9 protein-coding genes are annotated in these 11,210 nt (G+C 64.4%); 2 read left to right on the forward strand and 7 right to left on the reverse strand.

Going from position 1 to position 11,210, the window contains the following annotated elements:
* Positions 1 to 123: 123 nt before the first annotated feature.
* From BMX92_RS19650 to BMX92_RS19680, 7 genes are read right to left on the reverse strand one after another with little or no spacing between them, the layout of a single operon-like run.
* On the reverse strand, positions 124 to 1,230 hold the full coding sequence (locus tag BMX92_RS19650) for an NAD(P)-dependent alcohol dehydrogenase (RefSeq protein WP_093019667.1): 1,107 nt from the start codon (positions 1,228 to 1,230) through the stop codon (positions 124 to 126).
* A gap of 10 nt (positions 1,231 to 1,240) precedes the next feature.
* Positions 1,241 to 2,032, reverse strand: a complete 792-nt coding sequence (locus tag BMX92_RS19655) for an SDR family NAD(P)-dependent oxidoreductase (RefSeq protein WP_093019669.1) — start codon at positions 2,030 to 2,032, stop codon at positions 1,241 to 1,243.
* A 1-nt stretch (position 2,033) separates the two neighbouring features.
* On the reverse strand, positions 2,034 to 2,453 hold the full coding sequence (locus tag BMX92_RS19660) for a GFA family protein (protein WP_093019671.1): 420 nt from the start codon (positions 2,451 to 2,453) through the stop codon (positions 2,034 to 2,036).
* Positions 2,450 to 3,916, reverse strand: coding sequence for an aldehyde dehydrogenase family protein (locus tag BMX92_RS19665; protein WP_177185157.1), 1,467 nt, complete (start codon positions 3,914 to 3,916; stop codon positions 2,450 to 2,452). Before BMX92_RS19665 ends, BMX92_RS19660 begins: the two co-directional genes overlap by 4 nt.
* The gene (locus tag BMX92_RS19670) at positions 3,913 to 4,794 is read right to left on the reverse strand and encodes a helix-turn-helix domain-containing protein (RefSeq protein ID WP_093019673.1); all 882 of its coding nucleotides are present in this window, start codon (positions 4,792 to 4,794) and stop codon (positions 3,913 to 3,915) included. The genes BMX92_RS19665 and BMX92_RS19670 overlap by 4 nt, the downstream gene beginning before the upstream one ends.
* A 10-nt stretch (positions 4,795 to 4,804) precedes the next feature.
* Positions 4,805 to 6,037, reverse strand: coding sequence for a cytochrome P450 (locus tag BMX92_RS19675; RefSeq protein ID WP_093019675.1), 1,233 nt, complete (start codon positions 6,035 to 6,037; stop codon positions 4,805 to 4,807).
* Between the two features lie 17 nt (positions 6,038 to 6,054).
* The gene (locus BMX92_RS19680) at positions 6,055 to 8,292 is read right to left on the reverse strand and encodes a TonB-dependent receptor (protein WP_093019677.1); all 2,238 of its coding nucleotides are present in this window, start codon (positions 8,290 to 8,292) and stop codon (positions 6,055 to 6,057) included.
* Positions 8,293 to 8,536: 244 nt separating this feature from the next.
* On the opposite strand from BMX92_RS19680, the gene BMX92_RS19685 reads away from it, so the two are divergent.
* Together BMX92_RS19685 and BMX92_RS19690 are read left to right on the forward strand one after the other, a co-directional pair.
* Positions 8,537 to 10,069 carry an acyl-CoA synthetase gene (locus BMX92_RS19685; RefSeq protein WP_093019679.1) on the forward strand — a complete coding sequence of 511 codons (1,533 nt, stop codon included), beginning with the start codon at positions 8,537 to 8,539 and terminating at the stop codon, positions 10,067 to 10,069.
* 52 nt (positions 10,070 to 10,121) lie between these two features.
* Positions 10,122 to 11,009 carry a helix-turn-helix transcriptional regulator gene (locus tag BMX92_RS19690; protein ID WP_256213518.1) on the forward strand — a complete coding sequence of 296 codons (888 nt, stop codon included), beginning with the start codon at positions 10,122 to 10,124 and terminating at the stop codon, positions 11,007 to 11,009.
* The last annotated feature ends 201 nt before the right edge of the window (positions 11,010 to 11,210 follow it).

Consider the following 11,210-nt stretch of genomic DNA (forward strand, 5'->3'; position numbering starts at 1 on the left):
CGCGTAGAGGCAGCGGGCGGAACAGGGCAGTTCCACCACGCTGCATGTCGAGAAGAATGGCAAGATTGGGCCGGCAATGGCCGGCCAGTCAGCATTACGGGCGAGACCAGCCCGCCGCGTCCGTCAGGGGATCAGCACGGCCTTCACGCAATCGCCGCGTGCCTGCGCGGCCACCGCTTCGTTGATCTGGTCCAGCGGGAAGGTCTGGATCAGCCGGTCGAAGGGGAAACGCCCTTGCCGGTACAGGTCCACCAGCTCGGGAATGAAGCTGTCCAGATCGCTGTCGCCTTCAATGATGCCATGGATGCGATGGCCATAGGTGATGAGCGCGGCGAGATTGATGGACAGGCTGCTGTCCGGTTTGGGCGGCACGCCGACCAGCCCCAGCAGGCCATGGCTGCCCAGCGAAGCCAGCGCCGCCTCCACCACGGCTTCCCGGCCACTGGTTTCAAAGGCGAATTCCACGCCATCGGGCAGGATGGCCCGGATCGCATCGGGCAAAGATGCCACCGACAATGGATCGACGACATGGGTAGCGCCCAGCGACAGGGCGAGATCACGACGGCTGGCAACCGGCTCCACCACGATGATCGTCGCGCATTGCCGGATCACCGCGCCCATCACCGCCGCAAGTCCCACTGGCCCGGCGCCGAAGATGGCGATGGTCGACCCGGCCGGGCAGGCGAGCGAGCGCATCACACCGCCAGCGCCGGTCTGAAAGCCACAGCCCAATGGGCCGAGCAGCTCCAGCGGCACGTCCGCCGCGTCTATCTTCACGACATTGCGTTCATGCGCCAGCGCATGGCCCGCGAAGGAAGATTGGCCGAAGAAATTGCCAGAAAGTGCCGCGCCGCCCTGCGTCAGGCCGGAACTGCCATCGCTCCGTGTCCCGGCATAGTTGAGGACGGGAAAGTCGCGGCAATAGGAGGGCAGATGCTCGTCGCACCGCGCGCAATGGCCGCAACTGGCAAAGCCGATCACGACCCGGTCGCCCGGCACGACTTTGGTCACGCCCTCGCCCACCGCCTCGACGATGCCGGCCCCTTCATGACCCAGCACGGCGGGCAGCGGGATCGGGATGAACTGGTCCCGCGCGACCAGATCGGTATGGCACAGCCCGACCCCGGCGATCCGCACCAGCACCTCGCCCGGCCGGGGCGGTTCGATAACGATCGGCTCGACCGTGAAGGGGTGATGCGGCGCGCGGGCGATGGCGGCGATACTATCCATGTCGGTTCCTTCAGGCTGCGGTATAGCCACCATCGGCGACGAACTCCGCGCCGGTGATGAAAGCGGCGGCGTCGCCCGCCAGGAAGGCGACGAGCGGGGCGATATCCTGCGCCACGCCCAGCCGGCCCATCGGGATCAGCTGCGCCCAGCCGGCCAGCGCGACCTCCGGCGGGATCAACGCGCCCGTTTCGTCGCGGGGCGGCTCCCAATCGGCGCCCAAATTGGTCTGCACCGGTCCCGGCAACACGCAATTGACGCGGATGCCGGTCTTCGCCAGCTCGAACGCGACCGCGCGGCTCAGCGATCGCACCGCGCCCTTGGTGGCGCTATAGGCGGCGAACTGCGCGCCCGCGACCATGCCATAGACCGACGCGATATTGATGATCGACGCGCCCTTCGCCCCATCGGCAATGGTGCGGCGCATCAGCGGCAATGCGGTCTGCATCCCGATATAGACGCTTTCCACATTGATGCGATTTTGCCGGCGCAGTATCTCGACCGGCGCTTCCTCGAACGGCTGGGCCATCATGATGCCGGCATTGTTGACCAATATGTCGAGCCGGCCGGAACGGGCGTCGATCGCCGCCGCCCCATCCGCCCATGCCGCTTCGCTGGTGACGTCCTGCGTCAGCGACAGGGTCGCCGCATCGCCGCACAGCCCGGCCGTTTCCGCCAGCCCCGCCGGATTGATATCGCCCAGCACGACGCTCGCGCCCGCCTGCGCCAGCGCGATCGCGGTCGCCCGGCCGATGCCCGATCCCGCGCCCGTGACCCAGGCGGTCTTGCCATCCAGATTGCTCATCTCATTCTCCGATATTGGACCGCGCGAAACGCTGGTCGGTGATGGAGGGCATCCAGTTCAGGGCACTGTCGCAATAGGCCTCCAGCACCGGTGGCCACTGGTCGGGCGTGTCGAGCGTTCCCGCCTTGACGATCGTCAGCCCCGGCAGCGCCGCCGCCATCGACCGGATCGGCGACCCGCATGTGGCGCAGAAATGGCGATGGACCGCCGCGCCGCTTTCGCCGCGATCCTCATAGATGCGGGTTTCGCCCTGTTCGCTATAGGCCTCGTCCGCCACCGCGCAGACCAGCGAGAAGGGCGCGCCGCCCTGCTTGCGGCAATGGGTACAATGGCACAGCGCCACCAGCAGCGGATCGCCGGTAAAGCTGTAGCGCACCTGTCCGCACAGGCACCCGCCTTCATGCACATTGGCATCACTCATAATGCCACCACCACCGTCTTGGGTTCCAGATAGGCGTCCAGCACCTCGCTGCCATTTTCGCGGCCGATGCCGGACATTTTCATGCCGCCAAAGGGGAAGGCCGGGTCGGCCAGCATCACGCAATTGACGAACGCCGTGCCCGCCTCCAGCCGGGCCGCCGTGCGGTGCGCGGTCGCCAGGTCGCGGGTAAAGACATGGGCGGCCAGACCGTAGGGGCTGTCATTGGCCAGATCGATAGCCTCGTCCAGATCGTCGAAGGCCGCCGTGGCCAGCACCGGGCCGAATATCTCCTCGCGCCCCGCCTCCGCATCGCGGGGCACGTTGCGCAGCAATGTCGGCGCGAAATAATAGCCTTCGCCGGGCAGCGCGACATTGGCCGCCATCGCCTCCATCCCCGTCGCCCGCGCCCGATCGACATAGCCCGTCACCCGCTCATGCTGGCGCGCGCTGATCAGCGGGCCGAGCGCGGCGGTGCGATCGGCGCTGCGCCCCAATGTCAATCCGGCGGCAAAGGCGGCGATCCCCTCCACCACTTCGTCATAGAGTGACCGATGCACATAGAGGCGCGTGCCGGCATAGCAGACCTGCCCGCTGTTGAAGAAACAGCCCATCGCCGCCTGCGGAATGGCGACCGACAGGTCCGCGTCGGCGCAGATGATGGACGGCGACTTGCCGCCCAGTTCCAGCGTCACCCGCTTCAATTCCGGCACGGACGCCCGCAATATCCCCTGCCCCGTCGCGGTCGATCCGGTGAAGGCGACCTTGGCGATCAACCGATGCTCCACCAGCGCGGCACCGGTCGCCCCATCGCCCGTCACGACGCTCAGCACCCCGTCCGGCAAGCCCGCCTGCCGCGCCAGTTCCACCAGCCGCAGCGCCGACAGCGGCGTTTCCGGCGCGGGCTTCAGAACGACGGTACAACCGGCCGCCAGCGCCGGTGCGATCTTCCACATCGCCAGCACCAGCGGGAAATTCCATGGCGTGATCGCCGCCACCACGCCGATCGGCTCGCGCCGCGAATAGACATGCCACTGCCCCGGCGTGGCGGACAATGTGCCCGCCCGGCCCGCCAGCTTGGTCGGCCAGCCGGCATAGGTGCGCAGCCAGCCGATCGCGGCCGGAATATCGACCGTCTCCGTCACGCCGATCGGCTTACCGGCGTCCAGCGCTTCCAGCGCCGCCAGCCGGGGCAGGTCCGCCTCGATCGCATCGGCGAAGCGATGCAGCAGCCGCTCGCGCGCCAGCGGCGTCAGGTCGCGCCAGGCCGGATCATGAAACGCCCGGTGCGCCGCCTGCACGATCGCATCGACCTGGCTCCCATCGGCCACCGGCACCTGTGCAAAAGCCTGCGCCGTGCAGGGATCGATATCGGGGATCGTCGCCCCGGTGGCCAGCCGATCGCCGCCCGCCTGCAAAGCCAGATCCGGCAGGACCAGTCCTTCAAAACCCTGAATAGCACTCACTGAAGCGTCTCCTGACGGCGCCTGCGAAAATCGCTCGGCGTTTCGCCGGCAAATTGGCGGAAGGCGCGGGTGAAATGGCTCTGGCTGGTAAAGCCCAGCGCTTCGGCGATGGTCGCCATCGACGTGTCCGACTGTTCCAGCATCTGCTGCGCCCGGTCGAGCCGCGCGCGCATGACATATTGATGCGGCGACACGCCCGTCGCCTTCTTGAACACGCGGCAGAAATGGGTCGGCGTGATACCCGCCTGCGCCGCCAGCTCCTCCAGATGATGGCTGGCTTCCGGCCGTTCCAATATGGCGTTCATGATCGCATGGATGCGATAGGAGGAGAAAGCGGCGGTCGGGATGTCCGCGCTGCTGGCGCTCACCGGCCCGCGCATCATATGCGCTTTAAGCGCATCGACCAGCGCGCCGACATAGACGTCCCGCTCCTTGGTCTGCGGCGCATAAAGCTCGCCCAATACCTGCCGCGTCAGCGCCACGCCCAGCGGATCGGAAAAGGCAAAGCGCATCCGCCGGAACTGGTCCAGCGCCGGCGCGCGTTGCAGGTCGGTCGACGCGACGCTCAGCGTCACGACGTCCAGTTCGCCATCGACCAGCCACCCGGTCGGATGCCCCGACGGCACGATAGTGGCGCATCCCGGCAGCGAACTCGTCTCGCTCCACCCGTCCCTTTCCCAGGTGCGCACATTGGGCTTGCCCGCAATATGCACGACGAACATCGGATCGGGCAGCGCCGGCAGCGTATAGCTGCCCACGAACTGGCGCCAGCGGCACAGGCGCCAGCGGCCATGATCGGCGCCCAGCTGGATATCGGGCGCGCGGCCCAGCGCGTCCGAAATGATTTCCTCGTCGGTCGATCCCCGGACCAGGTCCATCACCCTCTCCTCATGCAGCGACCATCTGCACGTCCAGATTCTTCAGTCCGTTGATGAAGTTGGACCTGAATCGGCGTGGCGCCGCCATCACCTTGAACCCGCCGACGCGCTCCGCCAAGAGACTGAAAGCCACCCTCAGCTGCATTTCGGCAAGGCGCGATCCCACGCACACATGCTGACCGGTGCCAAAGCCCAGATGCTGGATATTCCCCCGGCTGATGTCGAACCGGTCGGGGTCGGGAAAGACGCTCTCGTCGCGATTGGCGGCGATATACCACAGCACGATCTTGTCGCCTTTACGGATCGCCTGCCCGCCAATTTCCGTGTCCGCCGTCGCCGTCCGCCGCATGTGCATGACCGGGCTGGCATAACGCACCATTTCGCGCACGCCGTTTTTCAGTAGCGTCGGATCGGCACGGACCAGATCCCACTGATCGGGATTGGCAGCAAAGGCCGCCACGCTGTGGCTTAGCGAATTGCGCGTCGTCTCGTTCGCGCCGACCAGCGCCAGGATCAGGTTGCCGACAAATTCCTGGAACGTCACCGGCTGGCCGTTGACCTCCATGGTTGCGAGCAACGTCGCCAGATCCTGCCCCGGCGTCGCCCGCCTTTCCTCGTACAGGCTTTGCGCAAAGCCCATGAACTCGCTTAATATCGCCGCCATCGCTTCAGGCGACTGGCGGAAATCGGGATCATCCTCGCCGACGAAGGCATTGGTCCAATCGTACAGCTTCACCCACATATCGGTCGGCAGGTCGAGCAGCTCGCACAGCGTCAGCAGCGGCAGCGGCGCCGACAGCAAGGGCACCAGATCAACCGTCTCCCCCAACGGAATCTTCTCGATCAGCGACAGGCAACGGTCCCGGATGCGCTCCTCTATCCCCGCCAAGCGCGCGGGCGACAGAGCGGGCATGATGAACTTGCGATATTGGGTATGGACCGGCGGATCGACCGAGATGAAGGGGATGCCGATCGCCGCTTCCCCCGCCCCGGTCAACCCGACTTCATTCTCGTTGAATATCCGATGCCCGCCATTTTCGTACGCGGACGAGAAGAGGCCCGGATTGCGCGACACCGCGACGATGTCGGCATAGCGTGTGAGCGCCCAGAATCCCGCCCCGTCGCTTTCCGGGTTCCAATAGACGGGCTGTTCGGTCCGCAGCCGCGCGAACAGATCGTGCGGCGCCCGGTCGAAATAAAGGTCGGGATCTTTCAGGTCCGGGGCGGTTGCGGTCGCGGTCATGGGGCTCTCTCCCGGCGTCAGAAGCTGAACCGGCCGGTCACGCCGAATGTGCGCGGCATGGCCGGAACCAGGAAGTTGTAGGGGAAGCCCGCCCCGCGCAGGTCCAGACCATAGCTGTAGGTCTTGCGGTTGAAGGCATTGTTGATCCACCCGCGCAGCTGGAACGGCCCATGCGCCCAGGCCAGCGTGGCGTTGACCTTGGCATAGCCCTTTTGCTGCAATTCCGCATTATTCTGCGCCGTGCCGACCGCGTCCGTGCCGTTGAACGGCGAAAAATACTGCCGGCTGAAATAATTGACGGTGGGCGAGAAGGTCAGGCTGTCGCTGCCGGTATCGAAGATCGTCCAGTCGAACCCCGCCGTTCCCGTCCAGCGCGGCGCGAAAGGCAGATCGTTGCCGGACAGGTCCGTGTCCTGCAACGTCAGATCCTTGTAGGTGGCATGAAGGTAGCCGCCCGACAGGTTGATGACCAAGCCATCGAACGGCCGCAGGCTGGCTTCCACTTCGCCGCCATAGACTTGCGACTTGGGCGCATTGACCAGGAAGGATACCGGGCCGGGCCGGGTATCCTGCACCTGCTGGTTGCTATAGTCATAATAGAAGCCGGCCGCGGACAGGGTCAGCTTATTGTCGAGGAAGCGACCTTTCACGCCGACTTCATAGGCATTGACCCGTTCGGGATCGATATAGGTGATGCCGACCGACGACGTATAGCCGCCGCCATTGAACGCACCGGACCGATAGCCCCGGCTGTAGCTGGCATAGACCAGAGTGCCACCATCGAAGGTATAGCTCAATGCCGCGCGACCGGTCAGCGCCTTGTTGCTGCCGTCGATCGCATAGCGTGCCGCAGGGTCATAGGCGCAGGTGCCCGCCACCCCGGCGCAAGGCACGGTGCTGGCGATGGGCGTCCCCGCGCTGCCGAAGGGACCGGCGAACAGATAGGCATAGGCGTCGCCATATTTCGCCTTATCCCAAGTGTAGCGCGCCCCCAAAGTCAGCACCAGCTTGTCGGTCAGGTCATAATCGCCCTGAAGGAAGGCGGCATAGGATCGCCGCGTCTGGCGATAATGCTGGAAGAAGCCGCCATCGACACCGGGCGCCAGGGCACTGCCGATATTGAAGCGATTGTCGGTGATCGTGCGGTCCCAGCCGTAAAAGCCGCCGCCTACCAGCTTCAGCCGCTCGCCCTCATAATTCAGGCGCGCTTCCTCGCTGAACTGGCGGAAATTGGAGCGCCAGTTGATGTTGAGCACGTTAAGCGGCGACCCGTCCGCCGCCTGCTGCAAATTCTGCTTGCCGCCATCATAGGATGTGATCGACGTCAGCGTGACCGTGGGGCTCAGCTCCAGCGCGACATTGGCCGCCACGCCCCAGGCATCGGTGCGGTTTTCGCCAACGTCATTTTCGTTGATGTCGAAAAAGCCCTGTCCCGGCGTATTGGGACCGGTCAGGCCATGGATGGCCGCCTGTGCCCCGCGATCGCGCCCGGCATAGGCGCGGATCTTGATATCCAGCGGACCATTGCCCGGCTTCATGCGCAGATAGACGCGGCCCTGCGCCGTATCGACGCTGTTGGAATCCCGGCCGCCCGGCGCGACATTGTGCAGCATGCCGTCGCCCTTTTCATAATTGCCAGCGACTCGGATGCCCAACTCATCCTCGACCATCGTGGTTTCGATCGCGGCCTGCGCCTTGAACGTGTTGAAATTGCCGTAGCCGACCTCGGCATAGCCGTTGGTGCCCGACAATTTGGGCGCGCGGGTGATGAAGTTGATCGCGCCGCCGGTCGTGTTGCGACCGAACAAGGTGCCCTGCGGCCCGCGCAGCACTTCCACCCGATCCAGGTCGAACAGGCCCATGCCATGGCTGGTCCGCGCGGCGATATAGACATCGTCGATATAGACGCCGACGGGCGAGGCCTGGTTGCTGTTATATTCGTTGGCGACGCTGATGCCACGCAGCGAGAAATTGGGCTGGGTGCTGCCATAGGGGCTGCTGACCTGCAAATTGGGCACCGCCGTCGCCAGCGCGGCGGAATTGGAAATCCCCTTATTCTGGAGCGTCTCGCCACCCAGCGCGGAAATCGCCAGCGGCACGGACAGCATGGATTGCGACCGGCGCTGCGCGGTGACGATGATGTCTCCATTATCCACTGCCGGCTGGGGCGCGCTTGCCGCCTCCTGCGCCAGCGCGACCTGCGATACGCCGCTGCACAGCAGAATCGCCAAAGCCTTGGTCGTGATGAACCTCATTTACCCTCTCCTCCATCTTCCCCCTTTTTGGCGGGGGATGCGGTTATGATGAAGCAGACCTAGCCCAGCCGAACCGGGAAGGCTTTACCCAGAGTTGACGCCAGATTTGGCATTTCTTGCGCTCGCCTTGAACTGGCGCACAAACCGGGCCTCTGTAGCCATCAAGCAGAAGACGTGAGCGCTAGCGGCCCCGGCCGACCATGCGCCGCGCATCATGCTGCATGATTTTTGGAGAGGCTATTCCATGCACCCCAGGCTATTTGCGATCAGCGACCCGGATCGACCGGCGATCATTCTGCCGGCAACCGGCCAGACCATCACTTACGGCGAACTGGAGCGCGCCGCCAACCGCGGCGCCCATCTGCTGCGCGCGCTCGGCTGCGTGAAAGGGGATGTCGTCGCGCTGCTAATGGACAATGACGCCGCAATCTTCGAGCTGGGCTGGGCGGCGCAGCGCATCGGCCTCTACCTCACCAGCATATCGACCAAGCTGTCCGCCGCCGACATCGCCTATATCCTGCGGGATTCGGGCGCACGCATCCTGGTCGCATCCGACCGGCTCGCCCCGCTGGGCCAAGCCGCATTGGCGGAGGCGGAGGGCGTACAAGGCTATCTGGTTGCCGCCTCTGTCGGTCCGCTCAAAAACTGGTCCGCCAGCGCCGTCCGCTATCCCGAAACGCCCGTCCCGGACGAAAGCGCCGGCACCGACATGCTCTATTCTTCCGGCACGACTGGCCGCCCCAAGGGCGTGAAGCCCCCCCTGCCCGACGGCCCGCTGGACGCGCAAACCGCGCTGGAGGGCATGGGCACCGCCCTCTACGGCATGGGGCAGGACTGCGTCTATCTCTCCACCTCGCCCCTCTATCATGCCGCGCCCCTGCGCTGGGCGATGACCATCCATAGGCTCGGCGGCACCGTGGTGGTGATGGACCGGTTCGATGCGGAAGACTCGCTGGCGCTGATCGAACGCTACCGCATCACCCATGCCACCTGGGTGCCGACCCATTTCGTGCGCCTGCTGAAATTGCCGGACGACGTCCGCGCCCGTTACGATCATGGATCGCTCAAAGCGGTCATCCACGCCGCCGCCCCCTGCCCCGTCCCGGTCAAGCAGGCGATGATCGACTGGTGGGGGCCGATCGTCCACGAATATTATTCGGGCACCGAATGTTGCGGTATTACCGCCCTTTCCGCCCCCGAATGGCTGGCGCGACCCGGTTCGGTCGGCCGGGCGGTGCTGGGAACGGTCAGGATCGTCGGGGAAGATGGGCGCGAAGTGCCGGTTGGCGAAACGGGTGACGTCTTCTTCTCGGACGGACCCGACTTCGCCTATCATAATGATCCGGATAAGACCGCTGCGGCCCATAATGACCGAGGCTGGGCAACGCTGGGCGATGTTGGCCATCTCGACCCGGAAGGCTATCTCTTCCTGACTGATCGGCGCAGCTTCATGATCATATCGGGCGGCGTGAACATCTATCCGCAAGAAATCGAAAATATCCTCGTCACCCATCCCGACGTCGCAGACGCCGCCGTCATCGGCGTGCCGGACGAGGATATGGGCGAAAGCGTGCTGGCCGTGATCCAGCCTGTCGAAAACGTGACGGGTGATGCGGCTCTTGGCGAAAAGCTGACCTATTTCGTCCGGGCCGCGCTGGGCAGTGTCAAGACGCCCCGCGCTTTCGTCTGGCGAACACAATTACCCCGCGAACCTACGGGTAAATTGATGAAGCGCAAACTGATGGATGAATTTCGCGGATCAGGCGCTAAGCTGTGAGAATAAGAAGGAGAGAGAAGATGATCGGTCCATCCGCCAGAGCCATCACATCATGATGGCAGCCTCTCATCGGAATGGCACATGGCATGCCGAAGCGATCATCGCCGATACGCTGAAACGCGGCCCGGAGGTGAAACTGGAGTCCTCCGACGGCCGCTGGCGTTTCAGTCGCTGGCGCCAGTTCGTAGGCAGCTATGCCCTGCCTGGCTCGCCCGATCCACTGTTCGTTGTGCAACTGGCCGGCAAGACCAATGTGCGCACATGGGATCGCGACGGATGGAGTGACACCACATCCTTCCCCGGTGCCGCGACGATCGTTCCGGCGACGATGGGCACCAAATGGCTGGTCGATGGCGAACTGGACGTCGTAACACTCAGCGTCGATGCAGGTGATCTACGCTCGGCCTCGGTGCTGGAGCAATTCTCGCGGATGCGATTTGCCTTCAATGATCCGCTCGGCGCTGCGCTCGCTCGGCAGATATTGGCGGAACTCTACACTCCTTCGGACGGCCCGCGTGACCTCTATGTCTCAGCCCTGATCGACGCGCTCAAGGCACATATGCTGCGCGGCCCGGTCAGGGCGGCGGCGCAAGAGTTTCCTGTGTCAGCCTTCTCCGCCTATCGCATTCACCATATCATGAATGCGATCCGCGACCGGCCGGAAGCGGAGCATGGGCTGGAGGAAATGGCGGCGCAAATCGGCATCACCCCCTCGCACCTCTGCCGCATTTTCAAGAAGGCGACGGGTGTCAGCCCGCATCAATATGTGCTGAAGACCCGGCTGGAGCGGGCGCAGGAGATGCTGGCACAGTCCGATGTTTCGATGAATTATATTGCTGAATTTCTGGGTTTTGCCAGTCAGAGCAGCTTCAACCGGGCGTTTCGCAACATGACCGGCGAAACCCCATCCAGCTACCGGAAGCGCCGGCTGGATGCGTGATGTTGATCGATGTGGCGCCACTGCGGCTATCTTAAGCGCCGTGATAGCGGGGAACGCCAAAAAGGGCGGTCCTTCACCGGATCGCCCTTTTTGAGTGTTTGTTTTGTGAATGGGTTTTGTGCGTGTGTAACAAAGCGCGAGCTATAATGCCTGGCGACGCCCTACTCTTCCGGGGCTTGAGCCACAGTACCATTGGCGCAG

Source organism: Sphingobium sp. YR768, from assembly GCF_900111125.1.
Taxonomy (GTDB): Bacteria; Pseudomonadota; Alphaproteobacteria; order Sphingomonadales; family Sphingomonadaceae; genus Sphingobium.

Coding starts and splice junctions, on each gene's coding strand:
- BMX92_RS19680 (WP_093019677.1), bottom strand. CDS start 8,292: ATGAGGTTCATCACGACCAAGGCTTTGGCGATTCTGCTGTGCAGCGGC.
- BMX92_RS19690 (WP_256213518.1), top strand. CDS start 10,122: ATGATGGCAGCCTCTCATCGGAATGGCACATGGCATGCCGAAGCGATC.
- BMX92_RS19670 (WP_093019673.1), bottom strand. CDS start 4,794: ATGGACCTGGTCCGGGGATCGACCGACGAGGAAATCATTTCGGACGCG.
- BMX92_RS19660 (WP_093019671.1), bottom strand. CDS start 2,453: ATGAGTGATGCCAATGTGCATGAAGGCGGGTGCCTGTGCGGACAGGTG.
- BMX92_RS19675 (WP_093019675.1), bottom strand. CDS start 6,037: ATGACCGCGACCGCAACCGCCCCGGACCTGAAAGATCCCGACCTTTAT.
- BMX92_RS19685 (WP_093019679.1), top strand. CDS start 8,537: ATGCACCCCAGGCTATTTGCGATCAGCGACCCGGATCGACCGGCGATC.
- BMX92_RS19655 (WP_093019669.1), bottom strand. CDS start 2,032: ATGAGCAATCTGGATGGCAAGACCGCCTGGGTCACGGGCGCGGGATCG.
- BMX92_RS19650 (WP_093019667.1), bottom strand. CDS start 1,230: ATGGATAGTATCGCCGCCATCGCCCGCGCGCCGCATCACCCCTTCACG.